The 24,473-nt window shown below is 68.4% G+C and carries 18 protein-coding genes, 2 rRNA genes and 1 pseudogene (1 of these 21 running past the window's edge); 11 read left to right on the forward strand and 10 right to left on the reverse strand.

The window, feature by feature from the left end; all coding sequences use genetic code 11:
• The first annotated feature begins 6 nt into the window (after positions 1 to 6).
• Positions 7 to 1,005 (forward strand): inorganic phosphate transporter, encoded by a 999-nt coding sequence (locus IPT68_RS17225; RefSeq protein WP_189701790.1) that lies wholly within the window; start codon positions 7 to 9, stop codon positions 1,003 to 1,005.
• A gap of 467 nt (positions 1,006 to 1,472) precedes the next feature.
• On the opposite strand, the gene pstB is transcribed toward IPT68_RS17225, so the two are convergent.
• The 4 genes from pstB to pstS all read right to left on the reverse strand — a co-directional run bounded on the left by pstB (position 1,473) and on the right by pstS (position 5,593).
• Entirely contained in the window at positions 1,473 to 2,249 is a 777-nt protein-coding gene (pstB, locus tag IPT68_RS17230) for a phosphate ABC transporter ATP-binding protein PstB (protein WP_189701789.1), read from the reverse strand.
• Positions 2,250 to 2,295: 46 nt separating this feature from the next.
• On the reverse strand, positions 2,296 to 3,354 hold the full coding sequence (pstA, locus tag IPT68_RS17235; RefSeq protein ID WP_189701788.1) for a phosphate ABC transporter permease PstA: 1,059 nt from the start codon (positions 3,352 to 3,354) through the stop codon (positions 2,296 to 2,298).
• Positions 3,351 to 4,358 (reverse strand): phosphate ABC transporter permease subunit PstC, encoded by a 1,008-nt coding sequence (gene pstC / locus IPT68_RS17240; RefSeq protein ID WP_189701787.1) that lies wholly within the window; start codon positions 4,356 to 4,358, stop codon positions 3,351 to 3,353. The genes pstA and pstC overlap by 4 nt, the downstream gene beginning before the upstream one ends.
• A 110-nt stretch (positions 4,359 to 4,468) precedes the next feature.
• Entirely contained in the window at positions 4,469 to 5,593 is a 1,125-nt protein-coding gene (gene pstS / locus IPT68_RS17245; protein ID WP_189701786.1) for a phosphate ABC transporter substrate-binding protein PstS, read from the reverse strand.
• A gap of 462 nt (positions 5,594 to 6,055) precedes the next feature.
• Here pstS and IPT68_RS17250 point away from each other — a divergent pair, with 462 nt between their 5' ends.
• Positions 6,056 to 7,648 (forward strand): FAD-binding oxidoreductase, encoded by a 1,593-nt coding sequence (locus IPT68_RS17250; protein ID WP_189701785.1) that lies wholly within the window; start codon positions 6,056 to 6,058, stop codon positions 7,646 to 7,648.
• Positions 7,649 to 7,910: 262 nt separating this feature from the next.
• On the opposite strand, the gene IPT68_RS17255 is transcribed toward IPT68_RS17250, so the two are convergent.
• From IPT68_RS17255 to IPT68_RS17265, 3 genes are all read right to left on the reverse strand, one after another.
• Complete coding sequence (locus IPT68_RS17255; RefSeq protein WP_189701784.1) at positions 7,911 to 8,624, reverse strand: phosphatase PAP2 family protein; 714 nt, start codon at positions 8,622 to 8,624, stop codon at positions 7,911 to 7,913.
• Between the two features lie 280 nt (positions 8,625 to 8,904).
• Entirely contained in the window at positions 8,905 to 9,912 is a 1,008-nt protein-coding gene (locus IPT68_RS17260; RefSeq protein ID WP_228039735.1) for a C40 family peptidase, read from the reverse strand.
• A 272-nt stretch (positions 9,913 to 10,184) separates the two neighbouring features.
• Positions 10,185 to 11,117 (reverse strand): oxidoreductase, encoded by a 933-nt coding sequence (locus IPT68_RS17265; RefSeq protein WP_189701783.1) that lies wholly within the window; start codon positions 11,115 to 11,117, stop codon positions 10,185 to 10,187.
• An 89-nt stretch (positions 11,118 to 11,206) separates the two neighbouring features.
• Here IPT68_RS17265 and IPT68_RS17270 point away from each other — a divergent pair, with 89 nt between their 5' ends.
• The 7 genes from IPT68_RS17270 (at position 11,207) to IPT68_RS17300 (ending at position 19,258) form a co-directional block, all read left to right on the forward strand.
• Positions 11,207 to 11,809 carry a TetR/AcrR family transcriptional regulator gene (locus tag IPT68_RS17270; RefSeq protein ID WP_189701782.1) on the forward strand — a complete coding sequence of 201 codons (603 nt, stop codon included), beginning with the start codon at positions 11,207 to 11,209 and terminating at the stop codon, positions 11,807 to 11,809.
• 340 nt (positions 11,810 to 12,149) lie between these two features.
• Complete coding sequence (locus IPT68_RS17275) at positions 12,150 to 12,458, forward strand: hypothetical protein (RefSeq protein WP_004000049.1); 309 nt, start codon at positions 12,150 to 12,152, stop codon at positions 12,456 to 12,458.
• Between the two features lie 206 nt (positions 12,459 to 12,664).
• Positions 12,665 to 13,486 (forward strand): hypothetical protein, encoded by an 822-nt coding sequence (locus IPT68_RS17280; RefSeq protein WP_189701781.1) that lies wholly within the window; start codon positions 12,665 to 12,667, stop codon positions 13,484 to 13,486.
• A complete protein-coding gene (locus IPT68_RS17285; protein WP_189701780.1) occupies positions 13,476 to 14,810 on the forward strand; it encodes a hypothetical protein in 1,335 nt (444 codons plus the stop codon). Before IPT68_RS17280 ends, IPT68_RS17285 begins: the two co-directional genes overlap by 11 nt.
• Complete coding sequence (locus IPT68_RS17290; protein ID WP_189701779.1) at positions 14,807 to 16,363, forward strand: SCO6880 family protein; 1,557 nt, start codon at positions 14,807 to 14,809, stop codon at positions 16,361 to 16,363. The genes IPT68_RS17285 and IPT68_RS17290 overlap by 4 nt, the downstream gene beginning before the upstream one ends.
• 14 nt (positions 16,364 to 16,377) lie before the next feature.
• Positions 16,378 to 17,787 carry an ATP-binding protein gene (locus IPT68_RS17295; protein WP_189701778.1) on the forward strand — a complete coding sequence of 470 codons (1,410 nt, stop codon included), beginning with the start codon at positions 16,378 to 16,380 and terminating at the stop codon, positions 17,785 to 17,787.
• 22 nt (positions 17,788 to 17,809) lie between these two features.
• Positions 17,810 to 19,258 carry a P-loop NTPase family protein gene (locus IPT68_RS17300; protein ID WP_189701777.1) on the forward strand — a complete coding sequence of 483 codons (1,449 nt, stop codon included), beginning with the start codon at positions 17,810 to 17,812 and terminating at the stop codon, positions 19,256 to 19,258.
• 2 nt (positions 19,259 to 19,260) lie between these two features.
• Here IPT68_RS17300 and IPT68_RS17305 read toward each other — a convergent pair whose 3' ends face one another.
• Positions 19,261 to 19,824: a GNAT family N-acetyltransferase gene (locus tag IPT68_RS17305; RefSeq protein WP_189701776.1), complete on the reverse strand. Its 564-nt coding sequence runs from the start codon at positions 19,822 to 19,824 to the stop codon at positions 19,261 to 19,263.
• Between the two features lie 91 nt (positions 19,825 to 19,915).
• Here IPT68_RS17305 and IPT68_RS17310 point away from each other — a divergent pair.
• Positions 19,916 to 20,843, forward strand: a pseudogene (locus IPT68_RS17310) (ATP-binding cassette domain-containing protein).
• The gene (locus IPT68_RS17315) at positions 20,840 to 21,235 is read left to right on the forward strand and encodes a hypothetical protein (protein ID WP_189701775.1); all 396 of its coding nucleotides are present in this window, start codon (positions 20,840 to 20,842) and stop codon (positions 21,233 to 21,235) included. Before IPT68_RS17310 ends, IPT68_RS17315 begins: the two are co-directional and overlap by 4 nt.
• A 131-nt stretch (positions 21,236 to 21,366) precedes the next feature.
• Here IPT68_RS17315 and rrf read toward each other — a convergent pair.
• Both rrf and IPT68_RS17325 read right to left on the reverse strand, forming a co-directional pair.
• Positions 21,367 to 21,483 (reverse strand): 5S ribosomal RNA (gene rrf, locus IPT68_RS17320).
• An 81-nt stretch (positions 21,484 to 21,564) separates the two neighbouring features.
• Positions 21,565 to 24,473: ribosomal RNA gene (locus IPT68_RS17325) — 23S ribosomal RNA — on the reverse strand (it continues 210 nt past the right edge of the window).

A 24,473-nucleotide genomic window follows, 5' to 3' on the forward strand; every position in this document is an offset into this window, starting at 1 on the left:
CCGTCCATGGACACCTTTGCCCTGGTCGTGACCATCCTGGTCGCCCTCTTCTTCACCTACACCAACGGCTTCCACGACTCGGCGAACGCGATCGCCACGTCCGTGTCGACCCGCGCCCTGACGCCGAAGGCCGCCCTGGCCATGGCCGCGGTCATGAACCTGGCCGGCGCCTTCCTCGGCAGCGGCGTGGCGAAAACGGTCAGCGAGGGTTTGATCGAAACGCCCAAGGGCTCCACGGGCATGGGCATCCTCTTCGCCGCCCTCCTCGGCGCCATCACCTGGAACCTCGTCACCTGGTACTTCGGCCTGCCGTCCTCCTCCTCCCACGCCCTCTTCGGCGGCATGGTCGGCGCGGCCCTGGCCGGCGGCACGACCGTCTACTGGGACGGCGTCCTCGACAAGATCATCATCCCCATGTTCGTGTCCCCCGTCGTCGGCCTGATCCTCGGCTACCTGGTGATGACGGCGATCATGTGGATCTTCCGCCGCGCCAACCCGCACAAGGCCAAGCGCGGCTTCCGCATAGCGCAGACCGTCTCGGCGGCGGGCATGGCCCTCGGCCACGGCCTCCAGGACGCCCAGAAGACGATGGGCATCGTCGTCATGGCCCTGGTCATCGCGGACGTCGAGGACTACGGCGACCCCATCCCGATCTGGGTCAAGATCGCCTGCGCTGTCATGCTCTCCCTGGGCACCTACGCCGGCGGCTGGCGCATCATGCGCACACTGGGCCGCCGCATCATCGAACTCGACCCCCCGCAGGGCTTCGCCGCCGAGACCACCGGCGCGTCGATCATGTTCACCACGGCCTTCCTCTTCAAGGCCCCCATCTCCACGACCCACGCCATCACCTCGGCCATCATGGGCGTCGGCGCAACGAAGCGCGTGAACGCGGTCCGCTGGGGCGTGGCCAAGAACATCGTCCTGGGCTGGTTCATCACGATGCCGGCAGCAGCAGCGGTAGCAGCCGGCGCCTACGGCCTCGTGTACCTGGCGTTCCTGTAGCCCCTAGCCGCACGGCCCCGGCGTTGACCCTGCAGCGCAGCCGTAGCCGCACGGCCCGGCGTCGTTTGTCGGTTGCCCCCGCACCCGCCCACGACGCGAAGGGGTCGTGCCGGGGTGTCCGCCCGCAGCGGTTGGCGCGTCAACCCGGGCGCGTTGGTCAGAGACCGATTCCGCGCCGTTCCGAGGACGGACACCCCCCGGCGCCGCCCCGACGACGCACACACCGCAGGCGCCACAGCAACCCCGCACCCGCAGCCACAGGCCGCCGCAGGCATGCAAACCGGCACCCGCACCCGCACCCGCACCCGCACCGAACACCCCACCGCGGCACCACACCACCGCGGCACGACGCCCGGACCCGGACCACACAAGACCGCCGCAAACGACGGGGCCCGCCCCCGGGAGCCAGGGGCGGGCCCTTTTCGTCCTCGCGGTGGCACCGCCATGCAGCACCGCGAGGAGCTTGATCAGCCGAAACGGCCGGAGATGTAGTCCTCCGTGGCCTGGACCGACGGGTTGGAGAAGATCCGCTCCGTGTCGTCGATCTCGATCAGCTTGCCCGGCTGCCCCACGGCCGCCAGGTTGAAGAACGCCGTCCGGTCGGACACACGCGCAGCCTGCTGCATGTTGTGCGTCACGATGACGATCGTGAAGCGCTCCTTCAGCTCCCCGATCAGATCCTCGATCGCGAGCGTCGAGATCGGGTCGAGCGCGGAGCACGGCTCGTCCATCAGCAGGACGTTGGGCTCGACGGCGATCGCCCGCGCGATGCACAGACGCTGCTGCTGACCACCCGACAGCCCCGACCCCGGCTTGTTCAGCCGGTCCTTGACCTCGTTCCAGAGGTTCGCTCCCTTGAGCGACCGCTCCACGATGTCGTCCAGCTGGGACTTCTTGTACGAGCCCAGCAGCTTCAGACCCGCCGCCACGTTGTCGTACACGGACATCGTCGGAAACGGGTTCGGCCGCTGGAACACCATGCCGACCTCACGCCGCACGGACACGGGGTCGACGCCCGCGCCGTACAGGTTCTCGTCGTCGAGCATGACCTTGCCCTCGACCCGCCCGCCGGACGTCACCTCGTGCATCCGGTTGAGCGTGCGCAGGAAGGTCGACTTGCCGCATCCCGACGGCCCGATGAAGGCCGTGACCGAACGGGGCTCGATGGTCATCGAGATGTCCTCGATGGCACGGAACGAACCGTAGTAGGCGCTGAGGCCGCTGACATCAATGCGCTTGGCCATGTGAAATCACTGCTTCTTTCGGAAAATCGGTCGCTGAGTGGCCGCGTCAGCGACCGGTCTTGGGGGCCTTCCAGCGGGCGATGCCGCGGGCCAGCAGGTTCAGGATCATCACGAAGGCGATCAGCGTCAGCGACGCCGCCCACGCACGGTCGTACGCAGGTTCGGCACCGGCGCTCTGGGAGTACTGCTGGTAGATGTACAGCGGCAGCGACGCCTGGGCCCCTTCAAACGGGTTGTTGTTGATGAACGGGTTGCCGAACACCAGCAGCAGCACCGGCGCCGTCTCACCCGCGATACGGGCGACGGCCAGCATGATGCCGGTGGTGATACCGCCGATCGCCGTCGGCAGGACGACCTTCAGGATCGTCCGCCACTTCGGCACGCCGAGCGCCAGGGACGCCTCACGCAGCTCGTTCGGCACGAGCTTGAGCATCTCCTCCGTCGACCGCACCACGACCGGCATCATCAGGATCGCGAGCGCGAGAGAGCCGGCGAAGCCGAACGGCTGCATCTCGAAGATCAGCATGATGCTGAGGATGAACAGACCGGCGACGATCGACGGGATGCCCGTCATGACATCGACGAAGAAGGTCACGGCCCGGGCCAGGTTGCCCCGCCCGTACTCGACCAGGTAGATCGCGGTGAACACACCGATCGGCGCGGCGATCAGCGTGGCGAGGCCGACCTGCTCCAGGCTGCCGATGATGGCGTGGTAGATGCCGCCACCCGGCTCCCGGTCACCGACGACGCCCATCGAGTGGGTGAGGAAGTAGCCGTTCAGGACCTTCGTGCCGCGCTCGACGGTCGCCCAGACCAGCGAGGCGAGCGGCACCACGGCGATCAGGAAGGAGACCCAGACCAGCGAGGTGGCCACCCGGTCCTTGGCCTGCCGCTTGCCCTCGACGGCCGTCGCGACGACGTACGTGCCGAGGACGTAGAGGATCGCGGCGATCAGGCCCCACTGGATCCGGCTGTGCAGTCCGGCGGCCAGGCCGATGCCGACCGCGACGGCGAGGGAGCCGGCGGCGATCGCCCACGGTGCCCACTTGGGCAGGTTGGCGCCGCGCAGGCTGCTGGGGCGCTTGTGGGTGACGACGGTGCTCATGCGTTGGCCCCCGAGTACTCCTTGCGGCGGGCGATGATCGCGCGGGCCGCGCCGTTGACCAGCAGGGTGATGACGAACAGGACCAGACCGGAGGCGATCAGCGCGTCACGGCCGAAGGTGTCCGCCTCACCGAACTTGCTGGCGATGTTCTGGGCGAACGTACCGCCGCCTGGGTCGAGCAGGCTGGCCTGGATGTCGAAGGAGGGGGAGAGCACGGTGGCGACGGCCATCGTCTCGCCGAGCGCGCGGCCGAGGCCGAGCATCGACGCGGAGATCACGCCGGAGCGGCCGAACGGCAGCACCGCCATCCGGATGACCTCCCAGCGCGTGGCGCCGAGGGCCAGGGCCGCCTCCTCCTGGGCCTGCGGGACCTGGCGGAAGACCTCACGGCTGACGTTGGTGATGATCGGCAGGATCATGATCGCCAGCAGGATGCCGACCGTGAGCATCGAGCGGGGCGGACCGCCCTGCCAGTCGAAGATGCCGGTCCAGCCGAAGTACGCGTCGAGCCAGCTGAACAGGCCGTTCAGCTGCGGTACGAGGATCAGGGCGCCCCAGAGGCCGTACACGATGGACGGCACGGCGGCGAGCAGGTCGATCACATAGGCGATGGGACCGCTCAGCCGGCGCGGGGCGTAGTGGGTGAGGAACAGCGCGATGGCGACCGCGATGGGGACCGCGATGACCATGGCGACGATCGAGGACACCACGGTGCCGAAGGCCAGCACGGCGATGCCGAAGACCGGCGGCTGGGTGCCCGTGTTCCACTCGAAGGTCGTGAGGAAGTTGCCCTCGTCCTCGCTGATGGCGAGGACGGCGCGGTAGGTCAGGAAGACCGCGATCGCGGCCATGATCGTCAGCAGCAGAATGCCCGACCCGCGGGAAAGACCGAGGAAAATACGGTCACCGGGCCGGGTGGCGCCGCGGGCGGCGCGCTTGCGCTCGGCCTGCGTCGGCTGGGACATGGGTGGAGGTGCTGCAGTGTTCTTCGTCGTTATGTCCATCAGGTTCTCCGGTCTGCGGAGCCGGACTCGACGTACGGCTCCTGGCGGCGGTGCACCGGACGGTGCGGGGCCCGGCCCCCTGTGGCGGGGGGCCGGGCCGCGCACTCAGGTCAGCTCAGGCCCTCGATGGTGGTGCGGACCTTGGCGATGATCTCGTCGGGGATCGGCGCGTAGCCGGCGTCGGCCAGCAGGCCCTGGCCGTCCTCGCCGGCGACGTAGTTCAGGAACGCCTTGGTGGCGGGCAGCGTCTCGGCCTTGTTGCCCTTGTCGCAGACGATCTCGTAGGTGACCAGGGTGATCGGGTACGCGCCCTCGGCCTTGGTCTTGTAGTTGATCTCCAGGGCGAGGTCCTTGCCCTGGCCGACGACCTTGGCGTCCGCGATGGCCGCGGTGGCAGCCTCGGTGGAGGCCTTGACCGGCTCGGCGGCTCCCGTGTCGATGGCGACGACGTTCATGCCCTCGGCGTAGGACAGCTCCATGTAGCTGATGGCGCCGGAGACCTGGGAGACCTGCTGCGCGACACCGGAGGAACCGGACGCGGACTGGCCGCCCTTGGCCTGCCAGGCCTTACCACCCTCGTACTTCCAGTTCTCGGGGGTGGTGGCGATCAGGTACTTGGTGAAGTTGTCCGTGGTGCCGGACTCGTCCGAGCGGTGGAACGCCTGGATCTTGAGGTCGGGGAGGTCGGCCTCGGGGTTCAGCTTCTTGATCGCCGCGTCGTTCCACTTGGTGATCTTGCTGTCGAAGATCTTGGCGATCGTCGGGGCGTCCAGCACCAGGTTGTCGACACCCGGGACGTTGTAGGACAGGGCGATCGGGCCGCCGACCATCGGGAGGTCGATGCCCTGGCCGCCCTGGCAGACTTCCTTGGACGCGGCGATCTCTTCCTCGTCCAGCGCGGAGTCGGAGCCGGCGAAGGCGACCTGGCCCTGGTTGAACGCCGTGATACCGGCGCCCGAGCCGGAGCCCTTGTAGTTGATCTGCACGCCGGAGCACTCGGCGGTGAACGCCTTGACCCAGGCGTCGATCGCGTTCTTCTGCGCGGAGGAGCCGTCGGCCAGCAGCTGGCCCTTGGCGTCGCCGCAGTCGATGGAGCCCGTGGCGGCGGCGCTGGCGCCCGCCGAGTCACCGCCGTTGCCGGTCTCGTCGGAGCCGCACGCCGTGAGGGCCAGGGCGCCGGAGACGGCGAGAGCACCGAGGGTGAGGGCCCGCCGGTTCATGCGCTGAAGCTTCACTTTCGGGAGTTCCTTCCAGGAGCCGCCGTCCTGATCGGCGGCGTGCGAAGTCTGGTCGGCACGGACGCGTTTTCGAGCACGCCCGTCACCGGTAAGGCCGAAATTAGGCAGATCAGGTGAAGCCGCCTATGGCCGTAAGTGAACGGAGGGTGAACCCCTGCGGTCGGTGCGGTTAGGTCACGGAACGCTCACGGGGAGGGCACGCAAAGGTTCCATCCGACGCCCTCACCTGCGCGTGCACCGCCGATTACCCCCGGGAATCGACTCAGGCGCGTACATATGCAGCATCCCGCACGAAGGTACACGGTTTCCTCACCGAATCGAACATCACGGACGAGTGGCGGAGGTGACCGCGGGTTACGGACATCCCAGAAGTGGGCGGCCGAAAGCGGCCCATCGGCGGAACGCGCGCTCCCGAGAAGCCGTCTTGCCTCATGCAGGCGGCGGCAGCGGGAGGCAGGCATGGAACGGCGGACGTTCATCGGGGGCGGGGTCGTCGCGGTCGCGGGGATCGCGTCGGCGGTGGCGTGCAGCGGCGGCTCCGGCACCGCCACCGCGACCCCCACGACGGGCCGGGGCGCCACTCCCGTCACGGGCCGGGGCGACGGCCCGACCGGCACCGGCGCCCGTACGGCCACCGCCACGGCCGCCGCCGGCTGGCCGGCGCTCGCCCGTGATCTCGACGGCACCCTGGTCCGCCCCGGCGACGCCTCCTGGCCGACCGCACGGCAGCTCTACAACACCCGCTTCGACGCGCTGAAGCCCGCAGCCGTCGCCTATGTCGCCCACCCCGACGACATCGCCACCGTCCTCGCCTACGCCCGGACCCACCACATACGCGTGGCGATCCGCAACGGCGGCCACTCCTACGCCGGCTGGTCCTCCGGCGACGGCCGCCTGATCATCGATGTCTCCCGGCTCGGCCGCGTCCGTGCGAGCGGCGGCACCGCCGTGGTCGGCGCCGGCGCCAAGCTGATCGACGTCTACCGCGCCCTCGCCGCCAACGGCGTCACCATCCCCGCCGGTTCCTGCCCGACGGTCGGCGTCTCCGGCCTGGTGCTGGGCGGCGGACACGGCGTCGTCTCCCGGGCTTACGGCCTGACCTGCGACAGCCTCACCGGGGCGACCCTGGTGACGGCGGACGGCCGCCGGCTCACCGCCGACGCCGCGCACCACCCCGACCTCTTCTGGGCCCTGCGCGGCGCGGGCAACGGCAATTTCGGCGTCGTCACGGAGCTGCGCTTCCGTACCCACCCGGCCCCGCAGGCGGTCTCGGCGTACCTGACCTGGCCGTGGAGCAAGGCGGCGGCGGTCGTGCGGGCCTGGCAGGAGTGGGGCCCGGCGCAGCCCGACGAGATCTGGTCGTCCCTGCACCTGGCGAACGCGGCCGGCGGCACCCCCACCGTCTCGGTCGCCGCCTTCTCCCTGGGCACCTACGGCGAACTCCAGAACGCCGTGGACCGCCTCGCCGCCCGGGCCGACTCCTCGGCGTCCCACGTCTCCCTGAAGCGCCGCTCGTACGAGGAGTCCATGGAGGTCTACGCCGGCTGCTCGTCCTTCGCCACCGACGCCCAGTGCCACCTTCCCGGCACGACCCCCGGCCGCTCGTCCGAGGGCGCCCTGGGCCGCGAGACGTACGCCGCCCGCTCCGACTTCTTCGACCGCTCCCTCCCCGCGGCCGGCATCCGCGCCCTGCTGGCCCAGCCGCCGTCGGTACGCGGCGGCGCGGGCAGCATCGCCCTCACGGCCCTGGGCGGCGCGATCAACCGCGTCTCCCCCACGGCGACGGCCTTCGTCCACCGCCGGTCGCGCATGCTGGCCCAGTACCTCGTGTCCTGGCGAGCCGGCACCTCCGGCGCGACGGCCCAGTCCTGGCTGAACTCGGCGCACACGGCGATGCGCCCGTACGCGTCGGGAGCGGCGTACCAGAACTACACGGACCCGACGCTGCGGAACTGGCGGACGGCGTACTACGGGGACGCGGCGCCCCGCCTGACCCGGCTGAAGCGGACCTACGACCCGGACAGGGTGTTCACGTCCCCGCAGGCCCTGTGAGACCCGGCCGGGCCGGCGCCCGTCACAAGCCCTCTGCGGCCCAACCCGAGCCACGGCCCGTCCGACGGAGCCCTGGTGCCGCGGCAGGCAACGTGTGCCCGGCAAGGAGCGGCGTCCGGTGCGTGCTCCGGTGGTCCCCCCGGCCGGAGGCTGGGGAAGTGCCGGACGGAGGCCGTCGTACTGGATGTACTCGGGCTTCCGGCCGGTGCGGCGACAGGGCGTGCCGGGCGTCGGGAGGGGGTGAACGCTGCCTGTCGCGGCACTAGGCCGCGAGGTCGCGCTCCTCAGCGCCGGTGGTCTCCTTGCGGGCTCCCGGGATCAGGGCGTCCCGCTCCTCGACCGCGCGCCGCCGCCGCACCAGCCGGCCGGCCCGGGGCGAGCGCTCCACGGCCTTCGTCACCGGCGTCAGCAGGGCCATGGCCAACGGCGACAGCAGCAGCACGACGGCGGTGCCGAGCGCGAAGCCGCCGATGACGTCCGTCGGATAGTGCACGCCCATGTACACCCGGCAGAAGCCCTCGACCAGCGCCAGCCCGATGCCGACGAGCCCGAGGGTCCGATGGGCGACGAACAGCCCCACCCCGAGCGCCATCGCGATGGTCGCGTGATCGCTGACGAAGGAGAAGTCGGTCTTCCCGGTGACCAGGACCTCCAGCCCCTGGTGCTGACGGAACGGCCGGGGCCGCTCCACGAACCCCCGTATCGGCACGTTCACCAGCACCGCGACGCCCGCGGCCAGCGGCGCCCACACGAGCGCGGCGACCGACCCTGCCGCCTCCTCGCCGGAGATGCCGCTCCGTCGGCGGACGCTCCACCAGCACCACACCAGCAGCAGCGTCATGGCGAGCAGCAGCCCGTACTCCCCGACGAACCCGACGACGCGGTCGAACCACCGGGGCGCGTCCTTGGCCAGGCCGTTGATGTCGTAGAGCAGCTCGACGTCGGGGTTCGACCCGGATTGCGCGAGTCCAGCCATGGTGCAGCGGCCCCTTCGTCGTCGTCTTCGGGCGCACCCGTGCGTGCGCCGCTCCGCCCACCCCCGTGGTGTGTAGATCCGCGTCGATCCCCGTGGTGGACCCGTCCCGCCGACACCCGTTGACACGTGCCTCGACCGACGTCCGCTCGGCTACGTCAACAGGAACGCACGACCTCCGTCACTGGGTTCCACATTCCACGGAATGATCACGCAGACGTTATCGAAGAGAGATACATCGCCGCAGCTCAGGGGTGTGCTTCACACTCCGTCTCAGCCCTTTTCAGACCGCCGAGGGGAGTGCTTTCGCGCCATCTTCGGTGACCCGGGTGGCGCCGAAGTAGTCGGGGGTGTCGATCGGGTCGAAGCGGATCACCGCACCCGGCCGCGGGGCGTCGATCATGTACCCGCCGCCGACGTAGATCCCCACGTGCCGGATGGCCCGGGAGTTGGTGAGGTCGTCCGAGAAGAACACCAGATCCCCGGGCAGCAACTCGTCCCGATCCGGGTGCGGCCCGGCGTTGTACTGGTCGTTGGCGACCCGGGGCAGGGTGATGCCCACACTCTCGTACGCCGCCTTGGTCAGACCCGAGCAGTCGAAGCGCCCGCCCTGCTCGGGCGTACCGTTGCCGCCCCACAGGTAGAGCGTGCCGAGCTTCTTCTGCGCGTAGTGAATGGCGCCGGCGGCCTGCTCGGAGGGATCGACCCGCCCGACGGGCGCGGCGAAGCTCTCCTGGAGCGTCGTGATCACCCGGACGTAGTTCTGGGTCTCCTTGTACGGCGGCACACCCCCGTACCTGATGACGGCGTACGCGCCCGCGTTGTACGCCGCGAGCATGTTCTTCGTCGCGTCCCCGGGCACGTCCTTCACGTACTTCGCGAGCGTGCAGTCGTACGACGCGGCCGACGGGATCGCGTCATTCGGGTCCCACACGTCCCGGTCCCCGTCCCCGTCCCCGTCGATGCCGTGGGTGGCCCAGGTGCCCGGGATGAACTGCGCTATCCCCTGTGCCTGCGCCGGGCTCTGCGCGGTCGGGTTGAACCCGCTCTCCTGGTACAACTGCGCGGCGAGGAGGGCGGGGTTGATGGCGGGGCACAGATTGCCCCATCGCTGTACGAGCCCTTGATAGGCGGCGGGCACGGACCCCTTGGCCAGATTCCGTCCGGCCCCGCCGACGCCGTTGACCAGATTGCCGGCCACGAGGTACACCCCGACGACGAGCAGCATCACGAACGCGACCCCGGCACCCGTCGCGGCCACCGCCACGACCCACGCCTTACGCACAGTCAACCGCCCCTCGCCGCCCGGGAGTACGCCCAGGTCAGTGTAGAAGGAGGGGCGGCAAAAGAGAGGGCGGCTTCCCGGACGACTCGGCCGGACCGGTCCGGCCAGACATCAGTGACCGCTCGTCAGGCTGTCGACCCGAAAGGCCGATGCCCGCCGCGGTCCCGCAGAGGCGCAGTACTGCCTGTCAGGCAGCCGGCCCCATCGAGTGGCCGCCTGCCGGACTCTCCCGGGCCGGTCACCACTCCGAGGCCGCCATCGGGTCCCGTGACCGCTCGTCAGACCACCTTCGCTCCGGCGCCCAGCGGAAAGGCGACCCCCGTCAGCTCCTCCGACGCCGCCCACAGCCGGCGCGCCGTCGTCGGATCGCTCGCCGCCGCCGAACGGCCCACCAGCGTGGGTGCGCCGCGCATCTCGCCGAGGCCGTCCGGGCCCACGTAGCTCGCGCCCGGCAGGTCCATGACCGCGGCGTACAGGGTCGGCAGGGCGCCGGCCTTGTCGTCCTGGGCGAAGAGCCTGTTACCGAGCTGCATCAGGGCGCGGGACACCGGGTTTGCCGCGTGGGTCTGCAGGTTGGTGGCCGCGTAGCCGGGGTGGGCGGCCAGGGTGCGAACCCTGGAGCCGGTTGCCGTCAGCCGGCGCTGGAGCTCCAGGGTGAACAGGAGGTTCGCCAGCTTGGACTGGGCGTAGGCGCGGACCGGCGTGTACCCCTTCGTCAGGTTCAGGTCGTCGAAGTCGATGACACCGGCGCCCCAGCGGTGGGCGCCCGACGACACGGTCACCACGCGATCGGTGACGTACGGCAGCAGCAGGTTCGTCAGGGCGAAGTGGCCGAGATGGTTCGTGCCGAACTGCATCTCGAAGCCGTCCTTGGTGCGCTGCTCGGGCAGCATCATCACGCCCGCGTTGTTGAGCAGCAGGTCCAGCGGACGGTCGCCCCACTCCCGCGCGAACTCCCGCACCGACGCGAGGTCCGCGAGGTCGAGCCGCCGGACCTCCGTACTGCCGCGCACGCTCGCCGCCGCCGCCCGCCCGCGCCCCGGATCGCGCACCGCGAGGACGACATGCGCCCCCGCACCCGCCAGCGCGTCCGTCGCCGCCAGCCCGATACCGCTGTTGGCGCCGGTGACGACCACCGTCCGACCGGTGAGGTCGGGCAGCCGACCGACGTTCCACTTGCTCGTCCTGCGCGTGTTCTTTCCCGTAGCCATGGACTCAATGTAGACAACGACAACAATGCTGTCAATGACAACAAAGATGGCGACGCCAACAAAGCTGACGTCGTCAACATCGGGATACGATGATGCGCATGCCCGAACCCCGCCCCTACCACCACGGAGACCTGCGCGCCGCCCTGCTCGCCGGCGCGGAACGCACTCTGCGGGACAAGGGCGCCGCCGCACTGTCCCTGCGCGAACTCGCCCGCGAGACCGGCGTCAGCCACGCCGCCCCGGGCCGGCACTTCAAGGACAAGCAGGCCCTGCTCGACGCCCTCGCCCTCACCGGCTTCGAGCGCATGACCAGGGCCCTGCAGACCGCGGACGACCCCGCCCTCCCCTTGGAGGACCGGTTCACCGCCCTCGCGCGCGCCTACCTCGGGTTCGCCATCGAGAACGCCGCACTACTGGAGCTGATGTACGCCCGCAAGCACGACCCGGACGTCTCCGAGCAGCTCGCCACCGCCGTGGAACACGCGATCACACCACTCACCCGCCTGATCGCGGAGGCGCAAGGGCGCGGCGAGATCGTCGAGGGCGACCCCGAACACATCACCCTCCTCGCCGGCGCCACCGTCCACGGCATCGCCGCCTTCACGGCCAACGGCACCTTCCCGCCGCAGGCCGCCCTCGACAGCATCGGCGAACACGTCCACCACCTGCTGCACGGACTGCGCCCCCGCTGACCCCTCGTCACCGCCCGCCCGGCACACGGCGATAGCCTTCATCCTGACGCCCTGAGCACCCGGCGAACACCGGCGCGACCAACCGCCCCACCCACCACCGGAAACGGGCCCGGTCGTAAAGAGGCACAACGACGGCACCACACCACAGGTTCCGCTCCCACCTCGTTGCCCGGCGTTACCGGCCGTGATACACAGAGTGACGATACGAGGTATTCGTACGAAACCCGCCAAGCAATGACGCCAAGTCGACATACGACAGCGCCATTGTCGGCGAGAATGAGGCCTGACCTCTGCGCACCGCAGGGGACTGCGGAACTACCCAACAGGGGCGGTGACTTACATGCTCTTTGCGGCCGACAAGGGAGACATCAACACCATCATCGGCGGGATCGCTCCGGACTGGGGCCCCTTCGGCAGCCTGGGCAACGAGGCCAAGGTGATGATCGAGGTGGTGATGGCGGTGGCCATCCTCATCTGCCTCGGCATCGCCATCTGGGGGGCGGCCAAACAGCGCATCGGCGCGACGGCCCTCCGGGACACCTTCAGCGCGGAGCAGGGCAAGGGCCTGATCATCGCCGGCCTCACCGGAGTCTTCATCATCGGCTCCCTCGGCACGCTCTTCACCATCGTGTACGGCATGGCGGTGTAAGCCCCACCACGTCCTCCCCGGGCGCGCCCGGTCCCCCTACCCCACCCGCCCGTCGTGCCCACCGGCTGAGGTTGCGTTTCCCTGATGTCCCTGATGTCGAGTCACCACACCGCGCCCGCGCGGGAACCAGCGCGGCTACCGTCGTACACCTACGCGGTCATTCAGTACGACGGTCTCCGCTACGACATCGAGGGGGCGGACGCGGCATGAGTCCCGGGGACGAACACGAGGCCTCCGGCGGTTACGCCGGCACCGGGCACACCCGTACCCGGTTGCCGGACAGCGAGCCCTACGGCGGCGCCCGGCGCGGCCGCAACTCCTCCCGGAACCTGGTCACCGTGGTCGGCGTGGTGGTCCTCCTGATCGCCGCGATCGCCTTCGCCAACCGCGGCTCGAACGAGCCGACTTCGACGGACGCCAACCCGTCGGCCCCGGAGGCCACGTCAACGGCGGCGAGCGGAGAACGCCCGGTGGAGACCAAGTCAGCGGGCATCCCCTCGGGCTTCGCCCAGACAGAACAGGGGGCACAGTCGGCGGCGGTGAACTACTCGGTGGCGCTCGGCTCGACCGGCATGTTCAACAAGAACAACCGGCACACCATCGTGGACGCCCTGTACACCCCCGAGGCTGCGGCCGATCTGAAAGGCCCGATGGACGAAGCCTATTCGATCAGCTTCCTCAGCAAACTGGGGCTGGACGCCAACGGAAACCCGCCGTCAGGCCGCACCTTCGTCTCGCGCGTGGTTCCGGTGGGCACGACGGTCCAGCAGTACAGCGACACCAACGCGAAGGTCGCGGTCTGGTACATGGGGCTCATCGGCATGTCCGGGGAGAAGTCGACCGACCCGGTCACCTCCACGTGGAAGACCTGGACCTTCGATCTGAGATGGTCCAGCGGTGACTGGAAGATCGTCACAGACTCGCAGAAGGACGGCCCCGCCCCCGTGCCCGGCGACGACCGGGCGGCGACCTCCGAAGAGATCAGCAAGGCCATCCAGGAGTACGGAGGGTTCACGTATGCCCGGTAACCCGCATCGCGTGCTCAAGCTCACCGGCCTCGTAGCAGCCGTGCAGACAGCCTCCGTGCTGGTGGCCACCCAGGCCTTCGCCGCGCCCACGCCCTCACCCACGCCCAGCAACGACCCCTGCGATCTCATCGTCGGCGAGGCCAAGAAGTACTGCGAACGCGACACCGGCGAATCCGGAAGCGGCACCAGCACACCCTCCCTCGACCCCACCTCCACCCTCGACCCCCTCTCCTCCCTCGCCAAGGGCTGTGCCGACGCCGCGTCCTGGACCATCGACAAGCTCAGTGAAGCCGTCAAGGACACCGCCAACGTCGACTTCACCAACGCCCAGTTCCTCAAGCAGTACGCGGTCGTCTTCGCCGCGTCCACCGTCCTCACGCTCCTCCTGTGGCTCCTGGCCGTGGCCAAGCGAGCCGTGCGCGGCGTCCCCCTGTCCACCGCCATCGGCGAAGCCATCGGCTTCCTCTGGCTCACCGTCCTGGCCTCCGCCTTCACCCCCCTGATCCTCTACACGGTCGTCTCCGCCACCGACGGCATCTCCGACGTCCTCGCCAAGGCCACCGGCGACCAGACGGACGCCTTCTTCGGCAACTTCTCCGGCGCCCTGGAGAAGGGCGAGGACATCGGCGGCGGCCCGATCATGCTGATCGTCGTCTCCCTCGTCAGCATCCTCGCCGCCGGCGTCCTGTGGCTGGAACTCGTCATCCGCGCCGCCCTGCTCTACGTCGGCGCCCTCCTCGGCACCGTCGTCTACGCCGGCCTGGTCGACAAGAACCTCTGGGGCCACGTCCGCCGCTGGGCCGGCATCATGATCGCCGTCATCCTCGTGAAGCCGGTCATCGTGATCGTCCTCGGGCTGGCCGGCGCGCTCAGCGCAGACGACGGCCCCGACGCCTTCTCCGCCGTCGTCTCCGGCCTCGCGATCATCCTGCTCGCCATCTTCGCGTCCGCGATGATCTACCGCTTCGTCCCCGGCTTCGGCGACGAGATCGCGGGCTCCCGCAACAACCGCATCATGCAGGGCGCCGAAGGCAAGGCCGCCGCGGTCATCAGTTCCCCCGCGACCCTCGTCGCCCAGGGCATCAAGACCCACAGCACCCGCGCCGACAACAACGGCCAGGCCCAGTCCTCCGGCGGCGGCCCCCGCCCCGCCAACCAGGCCTCCGGCGGCGTGGCCGCCCACAGCTCCCGCCCCTCGACCGGTGGCGGCGGACCTGTCCCCTCCGCCGCACCCGCGCCGCGCTCCTCCAGTCCGATCAACACCCCGCACGCCAGCAACACCCGCAACAGCTCCAGCAATCGCTCGGGAGGTGAAGGGCGTTGACGACCGAGTCCCACCTGTCCCATCCGGTCACGCCCCGCCGTACATATCTGATCGGCCGCGCCCGGCCGAACGCGATCGTCGGCCGGAATCGAGAGACCGGTGAGATCGCGCTGATCATCGCGGGCGCGTTCCTCGGCATGATGTGCGGTCTGCTCGTCCCGGTGCTGTCGCTGCGGATCGTCCTCCTCATGGGCTTCCCGCTGCTCGCGCTGGCCGCGGTCTACGTGCCGTACAAGCACCGCACGTTCTACAAGTGGTTCGAGATCAACCGCAGCTACAAGCGCACCGTGAAGCAGGGAGCCACCTACCGCTCCGGCGTCGTCGAGGCGGGCACGCGGCTCGACGGGCGCGAGGTGGAGATCGGCCCGCCCCCCGGCATCGGCCGCATCACCTGGCTCGCCGCCCCCTTCGGGCCCGACGAGATCGCCGTCCTGCTGCACGCGGACCGCAAGACCGTCACCGCCGCCATCGAGATCGAGGGCCCCGGCGTCGGCCTGCGCGACAGCGAGGACCAGGAGGCCCTCGTCGACCGCTTCGGCACCCTGCTGAAACACGTCGCGAACGGCGACGGCTTCGTCACCCGCCTGCAGATGCTCGCCCGCACCCTGCCCGCCGACCCCGACGCGCACGCCAAGGACGTCGCCGTGCGCGGCGACGACCGCGCACCGGGGTGGCTGCAGCAGTCGTACGACCAGCTCCAGTCGATGGTGTCTACGAGCAGCGAACAGCACCGCGCGTACCTCGTCGCCTGCATGCACTACAACCGCGAACTGGCCGCCGAGGCCCACGCCATGGCCCGCGCGGCCCGCCCGCACGGCGGCAAGGTCGACCGGGACGCCGGCCTCGCGGTCGTCATGGCCCGCGAGCTGACCGACATCTGCTCCCGGCTGCAGGAGGCCGACATCCGCGTACGCCAGCCCCTCGGCCAGGGCCGGCTCGCCTCGCTCATCCACTCCATGTACGACCCGGACCACCCGATCGACCACATCCAGGCGATGACGAAACGCAACGCCTGGCCGGCCGAACTGGACGCCACGGAGCCCACCTTTCTGCAGGCCAAGACCCGGGAGTCCTCGACCCGCGCGCCGTGGTGCCACGCCACCGCGTGGGTCAAGGAGTGGCCGATGACGCCCGTCGGCGTCAACTTCCTCGCCCCGCTCCTCGTCCACACCCCGGACGTCATCCGAACGGTCGCCGTCACGATGGATCTCGAGCCCACCGAGGTAGCCATCGAACGTATGTTGACGGAAAAGACCAACGACGAGGCCGAGGCGTCCCGCGCCGCCAAGATGAACCGCACCGTCGACCCGCGCGACATCGCCGCCCACACCCGCCTCGACCAGCGCGGCGAGGACCTCGCGAGCGGCGCGGCCGGCGTCAACCTGGTCGGCTACATCACCGTCTCGTCGCGCTCCCCGGAGGCGCTGGCCCGGGACAAGCGCACGATAAGAGCCTCGGCAGGAAAGTCGTACCTGAAGCTGGAGTGGTGCGATCGCGAGCACCACCGGGCCTTCGTGAACACGCTCCCGTTCGCCACCGGAATCCGAAGGTAGGGGTTGATGCCCTGATGCGGGACCCGCTCTCCGTCATCACCGACGCCTTCACGTCCTTCCTCTTCGGGAAGGTGGAGACCACCCGGCTGCCGGTGCGCACCTCCACGGGCCAGGCCCAGGCCGTCTACCTGCCCACCGCGGCCCCCGGCCTCGGCGACTCCGGCGTCATCATCGGCCGCGAGGTCTACTCCGGGAAGGGCTACATCTACGACCCCTTCCAGCTGTACGGCCAGCAGCTCCCGGCTCCGCACTGGCTGGTCCTCGGCGAGTCCGGCAACGGCAAGTCCGCTCTGGAGAAGACCTACGTCCTGCGCCAGCTCCGCTTCCGCGACCGCCAGGTCGTCGTCCTGGACGCGCAGGGCGAGGACGGCGTCGGCGAGTGGAACCTCATCGCCCAGGAGCTGGGGATAACACCCATCCGCCTGGACCCGATGGCGGCCCTGGACCACGGCATCCGCCTGAACCCCCTGGACCCCGCCATCACGACCACCGGCCAGCTGGCCCTGCTGCGGACCATCATCGAGGTCGCGCTGGGGCACGGGCTGGACGAGCGTTCCGGCTTCGCCCTGAAGGTCGCGCACGCCTACGTCAACGAAACCATCGTCGAGCGGCAACCGGTCCTTTCGGACATCGTGGAGCAGCTGCGCCACCCCGAACCCGAGTCGGCCGAGTCGATGAACGTCGACATAGACGACGTACGGGCGTGGGGCCTGGACGTGGCGCTGGTGCTGGACCGCCTGGTCGACGGCGACCTGCGGGGCATGTTCGACGGCCCCACGACCGTCGGCATCGACCTCGACGCCCCGCTGATCGTCTTCGACCTCTCCCACATCGACCGCAACTCCATCGCCATGCCGATCCTGATGGCGATCGTCGGCGTCTGGCTGGAACACACCTGGATCCGCCCCGACCGGAAGAAGCGCATCTTCCTGGTCGAGGAGGCCTGGCACATCATCAACAGCCCGTTCGTGGCGCAGCTGTTCCAGCGCCTGCTGAAGTTCGGCCGACGCCTCGGTCTGTCCTTCGTGGCGGTGGTCCACCACCTGTCCGACGTCGTCGACGGCGCGGCGGCGAAGGAGGCCGCGGCGATCCTCAAGATGGCCTCCACCAGGACGATCTACGCCCAGAAGGCCGACGAGGCGCGGGCGACCGGCCGGGTGCTGGGTTTGCCCAGGTGGGCGGTGGAAATCATCCCCACACTGACACCGGGCATCGCGGTGTGGGACGTCAACGGCAACGTCCAGGTCGTCAAACACCTGGTCACGGAGACGGAACGTCCCCTGGTCTTCACCGACCGCGCGATGACCGAGTCCGCCGCCGACCTCACCGACGACGCCCTGCGCGCCGCCGAACTGGAGGCGGAGGAGCGGGCGGCGGCGTTCATGGAACAGCACCTCGGCGACTCCGAGTCGACGGTGGCGTAAGACGGTGGCGTAAGGGGACGGCGTGAGAGCGGACGACCACCGGCGGGACGCCCAGGGCGGCATCCCCGACGGCCTGCTGATCGGCATACTCGCGTTCCTGCTCGGCATCACCCTGCTGGTCTGGTCGGCCACGGGCCTGGCGGGCTGGTTCACGCACGGGGCGTGGCCGCAGGCCGTGACGTTCCCGCGCACCCCGCTCGCCATGCGCCGGCTCATCGCCGAGCCGCACGACCTCGCCGGCGCCTGGCCGGACACCCCGGGAGCACAGCTCTCGGGGTACGGGCTGTTCTGGGGCCTGTTCATCGGCCAGCTGATGGTGCTGTTCGTGCTGACCATGTTCGTGATGGGGACCGTGGCACGGTGGAAGGCGGGGAAGGCCAGGCACCGGGCGGCCGTACAGCAGGCGCCGACGCCGGCGCCCGAGCCGACGGCTCAGGAGGTCCCCGCACCGAGACTCCCGCAGCAGGCCCCCGCGGCGCCCGTGGAACCCACGGAAGCGGAGCAGCAGCCTTCCGCTTCCCTGCTCGGCGGTGAACGGGTGGGCGGGTGGGAAAAGATCATCGTGACGACCAGGGAAAGCCGCCGAACCACCGCGACCGAGGCAATCCGCGACGCGGACGGCCCCACCCTCGTCGTCACCTCGAACCCGACCGTCTGGCAGGACACCAAGGACGCCCGAGCAAAACTGGGCCCCACCCTCCTCTACGACCCCACCCACGCCTGCGACACCCCGGCCCGCCTGCACTGGTCCCCCGTCTCCCGCTGCGAGGACAAGGACACGGCGGCAGCGAGAGCCGCCGCCCTGCTCACCCCCGTCAGCCCCACCTCACGGCTGGACCAGGCGGTCCGCGACACCGCGGCGACCCTCCTGCGCAGCTATCTGCACGCCGCGGCCCTGGACAACCGCACCATCCGCCATGTCCACCGCTGGGCCCAGGGCACCCAGATCCAGGAAGCGGTACGCACCCTGCGCACCCACCCCAAGGCGGCTCCCGGCGCCGCCGGCGAACTCGAGGCCGCCCTCACCGCACATCCCGAACGCCGGGACATTGCACATGAGTTGACCGCCCGCACCCTGTCCTCGCTCTTCACCGTCAACATCCGCGAGTCCTGCACATCCAACCGACCCGACACCCTCGCCCTGGATTCCTTCGTCGCCGAAGGGGGCACGCTTTATGTGGTCGGTGAATCCATCGAGGACCCCCGGACCAACCCGGGCGCGATGCCCCTGCTCACCGCGCTCGTGTCCAGCGTGGTCGAGCGCGGCCGGCGCATGGCCGAACGGTCATCCTCCGGTCGCCTCGACCCACCACTCACCCTCGTCCTCGACGACGTCGCGGCGGTGGCACCGCTGCCCCAACTCCCCTGGCTGCTGGCATCGGGAGCCGACCAGGGCCTGCCCACCCTGGCCCTCCTCCGCTCCCGCGAGCAGGCCCGCACCCGCTGGCCCCACGACGAGCTGCCGGTCTGACGTCAGCCTCGCTCCAGGACCAACTCCCGCTCACAGGCTTCCGGCCGACCGGCGAGCGGCACCGTCACCCCGCTGGGCTCGAAGCCCATCTTGCGGTAGAAGGCCTGCGCCCGCCCGTTCTCCTCGTGCACAATGAGCCGCACCCGCTCCAGCCCTCGCGCCCAGCACCACTGCAGCGCCTCGTCGAAGAGCAACTCGGTCAGCCCGCACCCCCGCAGCTCGGGCCGCATGTACACGCCCACGACATGCCCCTGCCGCCGCTCGACGGCAAATCCCGCCCAGTCCGTCGTCCCCGGCTCCTCGACCAGCACGGTCAGCGTCCCGACCAACGCCCCGTCCGGCCCCTCCGCGACGATCTGCTGAGCCCCGGCCGCCCCCTCCGCGGCCCGAGCCGCCCGCTCCCGCCAGAACGACTCCGGCCGGGCCACCGCCTGCTCGTACGTCTCCAGGAAGGCGATACGCGCCACCGGATCCCGTAGCGCGGCAAGCCGCAGCTCCCTCATCGCCGGCCACTCCCCGGCCCGCAGGGACCGGACGACATACCGCTCCTCGGCACTGGTGCTCATGGGCCCACCGTAGTACCCGGGTACTACGGCCCTCCCGCGAATAATGACCACAGTCCGACGCCCGAGGCCCCACGAGGCCGACGATCGACACATGATTACGGCCCAGCACCTCACCAAACGCTACGGCGACAAGACCGTCGTCACCGACCTCCCCTTCACCGTCCGCCCGGGCACCGTCACCGGCTTCCTCGGCCCGAACGGCGCCGGCAAGTCCACCACCCTGCGCATGGTCCTCGGCCTGGACGCCCCCACCCGCGGCCACGCCACCATCGGCGGTCGCGCCTACGCCGCCCACCCCGCACCCCTCACCGAGGCCGGCGCCCTGCTGGAGGCCCGTTCGGTGCACCCCGGCCGCACCGCGTACCACCACCTCACGGCGCTCGCCCTCACGCACGGCATCCCGCGCGGCCGCGTCACCCACGTCCTGGACCTCACCGGCCTGTCGGACGTCGGCGGCCGCCGGGTCAAGGGTTTCTCCCTCGGCATGGGCCAGCGTCTCGGCATCGCGGCGGCCCTGCTCGGCGACCCGGCCACCGTCATCCTCGACGAACCGGTCAACGGCCTCGACCCCGAGGGCGTCCTGTGGATCCGCACCCTGCTCAAGTCCCTCGCCGCACAAGGCCGTACGGTCGCCGTCTCCTCCCACCTGATGAGCGAGATGGCCCTCACCGCCGACCACCTGATCATCATCGGCCGAGGGCGCCTCCTCGCCGACACCACGGTCGCGGACTTCGTACGGGACTCGGGCGCCGGCACCGTCAAGGTCGTCACCCCGGAAAAAAAACGCCCCCACCCTCGTACGACTGCTCTCCACCCCCGGCGTCGACATCACCACCGACACCCCCGGCACCCTCCACGTCCGAGGCACGGACGCGGAACACATCGACCGCACCGCCGCCGCCCACGGCGTTCCGCTCTTCGAACTCACCGCGCACCACGCCTCCCTGGAGGAGGCCTTCATGGACCTCACGCGCGACTCGGTGGAGTTCGCCGCGACCCCCGAAGGAGCCGCAGCATGACCACGACCACCGGCCCCTACCGGGTGACGCCGGCCCGCGTCCTGCACGCGGAGTGGCACAAACTGCGCACCCTCCGCTCCAGCTGGATCAGCCTCGTCCCCGCCCTCACCCTCACCCTCGCCACCGGCCTCGCCATCGGCGCGTCCTACGAGTCCGGCGACGCCGACGAGATGGACGCCGTCCTGCTCACCCTCCTGGGCATGCAGTTCACGCAGATCATCGTCGGCGTCCTCGGCATCCTGGCCACCGCCGGCGAGCACTCGACCGGGCAGATCCGCTCCACCATGACGGCCGTCCCACGCCGCCTGCCCGTCCTGTGGTCCAAGGCCGCGGTCATCGGCACGGTCTCCTTCGCGACCGTCCTCGCCACGGCTGGACGAACACGGAGATAGCCATGCGCCTGCACCTCGCCGAGTCGACGGTGAAGACACACGTCAGCCGACACGAGATTGGTGAGCCCGTCGTAAGGCCCCGAAAACGCAGAAAACCCCGCATCCGAAGATGCGGGGTTTTCTCAATATTTGTTCGGCGGCGTCCTACTCTCCCACAGGGTCCCCCCTGCAGTACCATCGGCGCTGTAAGGCTTAGCTTCCGGGTTCGGAATGTAACCGGGCGTTTCCCTCACGCTATGACCACCGAAACACTATGAAACACAACCGCACCACCCATCAGGGCGGGGTTGTTCGTGGTTTCAGAACCAACACAGTGGACGCGAGCAACTGAGGACAAGCCCTCGGCCTATTAGTACCGGTCAACTCCACACGTTACCGTGCTTCCATATCCGGCCTATCAACCCAGTCGTCTACTGGGAGCCTTACCCCATCAAGTGGGTGGGAGTCCTCATCTCGAAGCAGGCTTCCCGCTTAGATGCTTTCAGCGGTTATCCCTCCCGAACGTAGCCAACCAGCCATGCCCTTGGCAGAACAACTGGCACACCAGAGGTTCGTCCGTCCCGGTCCTCTCGTACTAGGGACAGCCCTTCTCAAGACTCCTACGCGCACAGCGGATAGGGACCGAACTGTCTCACGACGTTCTAAACCCAGCTCGCGTACCGCTTTAATGGGCGAACAGCCCAACCCTTGGGACCGACTCCAGCCCCAGGATGCGACGAGCCGACATCGAGGTGCCAAACCATCCCGTCGATATGGACTCTTGGGAAGATCAGCCTGTTATCCCCGGGGTACCTTTTATCCGTTGAGCGACGGCGCTTCCACAAGCCACCGCCGGATCACTAGTCCCGACTTTCGTCCCTGCTCGACCCGTCGGTCTCACAGTCAAGCTCCCTTGTGCACTTACACTCAACACCTGATTGCCAACCAGGCTGAGGGAACCTTTGGGCGCCTCCGTTACCCTTTAGGAGGCAACCGCCCCAGTTAAACTACCCATCAGACACTGTCCCTGATCCGGATCACGGACCCAGGTTAGACATCCAGCACGACCAGACTGGTATTTCAACGACGACTCCACAACCACTGGCGTGGCCGCTTCAAAGTCTCCCAGCTATCCTACACAAGCCGAACCGAACACCAATATCAAACTGTAGTAAAGGTCCCGGGGTCTTTCCGTCCTGCTGCGCGAAACGAGCATCTTTACTCGTAGTGCAATTTCACCGGGCCTATGGTTGAGACAGTCGAGAAGTCGTTACGCCATTCGTGCAGGTCGGAACTTACCCGACAAGGAATTTCGCTACCTTAGGATGGTTATAGTTACCACCGCCGTTTACTGGCGCTTAAGTTCTCAGCTTCGCCCCACCAAAATGGAGCTAACCGGTCCCCTTAACGTTCCAGCACCGGGCAGGCGTCAGTCCGTATACATCGCCTTACGGCTTCGCACGGACCTGTGTTTTTAGTAAACAGTCGCTTCTCGCTGGTCTCTGCGGCCACCCCCAGCTCGAGCAGCAAGTACTCTCACCAGGCGTGGCCCCCCTTCTCCCGAAGTTACGGGGGCATTTTGCCGAGTTCCTTAACCATAGTTCACCCGAACGCCTCGGTATTCTCTACCTGACCACCTGAGTCGGTTTAGGGTACGGGCCGCCATGAAACTCGCTAGAGGCTTTTCTCGACAGCATAGGATCATCCACTTCACCACAATCGGCTCGGCATCAGGTCTCAGCCACAAGTACGACGGATTTACCTGTCGCACGGCCTACACCCTTACCCCGGGACAACCACCGCCCGGGATGGACTACCTTCCTGCGTCACCCCATCACTCACCTACTAACCGCTTGGGCCGGCGGCTCCACCACTTTCCTTTCCCCGAAGGGTCCGGAACGGCTTCACGGCCTTAGCATCACGATGCTCGATGTTTGACGCTTCACAGCGGGTACCGGAATATCAACCGGTTATCCATCGACTACGCCTGTCGGCCTCGCCTTAGGTCCCGACTTACCCTGGGCAGATCAGCTTGACCCAGGAACCCTTAGTCAATCGGCGCAAACGTTTCTCACGTTTGTATCGCTACTCATGCCTGCATTCTCACTCGTCAACCGTCCACAACTCGCTTACACGGCTGCTTCACCCGGCAGACGACGCTCCCCTACCCATCACAGCAGGCGTTGGCCCTCATGCTGCAATGACACGACTTCGGCGGTACGCTTGAGCCCCGCTACATTGTCGGCGCGGAATCACTAGACCAGTGAGCTATTACGCACTCTTTCAAGGGTGGCTGCTTCTAAGCCAACCTCCTGGTTGTCTGTGCGACTCCACATCCTTTCCCACTTAGCGTACGCTTAGGGGCCTTAGTCGATGCTCTGGGCTGTTTCCCTCTCGACCATGGAGCTTATCCCCCACAGTCTCACTGCCGCGCTCTCACTTACCGGCATTCGGAGTTTGGCTAAGGTCAGTAACCCGGTAGGGCCCATCGCCTATCCAGTGCTCTACCTCCGGCAAGAAACACACGACGCTGCACCTAAATGCATTTCGGGGAGAACCAGCTATCACGGAGTTTGATTGGCCTTTCACCCCTAACCACAGGTCATCCCCCAGGTTTTCAACCCTGGTGGGTTCGGTCCTCCACGAAGTCTTACCTCCGCTTCAACCTGCCCATGGCTAGATCACTCCGCTTCGGGTCTTGAGCATGCTACTGAAACGCCCTATTCGGACTCGCTTTCGCTACGGCTACCCCACCCGGGTTAACCTCGCAACACACCGCAAACTCGCAGGCTCATTCTTCAAAAGGCACGCAGTCACGACGCAAGGACAAATCCCTGCGCGACGCTCCCACGGCTTGTAGGCACACGGTTTCAGGTACTATTTCACTCCCCTCCCGGGGTACTTTTCACCATTCCCTCACGGTACTATCCGCTATCGGTCACCAGGGAATATTTAGGCTTAGCGGGTGGTCCCGCCAGATTCACACGGGATTTCTCGGGCCCCGTGCTACTTGGGTGTCTCTCAAACGAGCCGCTGACGTTTCGACTACGGGGGTCTTACCCTCTACGCCGGACCTTTCGCATGTCCTTCGCCTACATCAACGGTTTCTGACTCGTCCCACGGCCGGCAGACCGTGAAAGAGAGATCCCACAACCCCGCATGCGCAACCCCTGCCGGGTCTCACACACATACGGTTTGGCCTCATCCAGTTTCGCTCGCCACTACTCCCGGAATCACGGTTGTTTTCTCTTCCTGCGGG

The organism is Streptomyces chromofuscus (assembly GCF_015160875.1).
GTDB classification, from domain to species: Bacteria; Actinomycetota; Actinomycetes; order Streptomycetales; family Streptomycetaceae; genus Streptomyces; species Streptomyces chromofuscus.

Bases quoted from the DNA above. Each gene is read 5' to 3' on its own strand.
- IPT68_RS17225 (WP_189701790.1), top strand. From the start codon at position 7: ATGGACACCTTTGCCCTGGTCGTGACCATCCTGGTCGCCCTCTTCTTC.
- pstB (WP_189701789.1), bottom strand. From the start codon at position 2,249: ATGGCCAAGCGCATTGATGTCAGCGGCCTCAGCGCCTACTACGGTTCG.
- pstA (WP_189701788.1), bottom strand. From the start codon at position 3,354: ATGAGCACCGTCGTCACCCACAAGCGCCCCAGCAGCCTGCGCGGCGCC.
- pstC (WP_189701787.1), bottom strand. From the start codon at position 4,358: ATGGACATAACGACGAAGAACACTGCAGCACCTCCACCCATGTCCCAG.
- IPT68_RS17250 (WP_189701785.1), top strand. From the start codon at position 6,056: ATGGAACGGCGGACGTTCATCGGGGGCGGGGTCGTCGCGGTCGCGGGG.
- IPT68_RS17255 (WP_189701784.1), bottom strand. From the start codon at position 8,624: ATGGCTGGACTCGCGCAATCCGGGTCGAACCCCGACGTCGAGCTGCTC.
- IPT68_RS17265 (WP_189701783.1), bottom strand. From the start codon at position 11,117: ATGGCTACGGGAAAGAACACGCGCAGGACGAGCAAGTGGAACGTCGGT.
- IPT68_RS17270 (WP_189701782.1), top strand. From the start codon at position 11,207: ATGATGCGCATGCCCGAACCCCGCCCCTACCACCACGGAGACCTGCGC.
- IPT68_RS17275 (WP_004000049.1), top strand. From the start codon at position 12,150: ATGCTCTTTGCGGCCGACAAGGGAGACATCAACACCATCATCGGCGGG.
- IPT68_RS17280 (WP_189701781.1), top strand. From the start codon at position 12,665: ATGAGTCCCGGGGACGAACACGAGGCCTCCGGCGGTTACGCCGGCACC.
- IPT68_RS17285 (WP_189701780.1), top strand. From the start codon at position 13,476: ATGCCCGGTAACCCGCATCGCGTGCTCAAGCTCACCGGCCTCGTAGCA.
- IPT68_RS17295 (WP_189701778.1), top strand. From the start codon at position 16,378: ATGCGGGACCCGCTCTCCGTCATCACCGACGCCTTCACGTCCTTCCTC.
- IPT68_RS17305 (WP_189701776.1), bottom strand. From the start codon at position 19,824: ATGAGCACCAGTGCCGAGGAGCGGTATGTCGTCCGGTCCCTGCGGGCC.
- IPT68_RS17315 (WP_189701775.1), top strand. From the start codon at position 20,840: ATGACCACGACCACCGGCCCCTACCGGGTGACGCCGGCCCGCGTCCTG.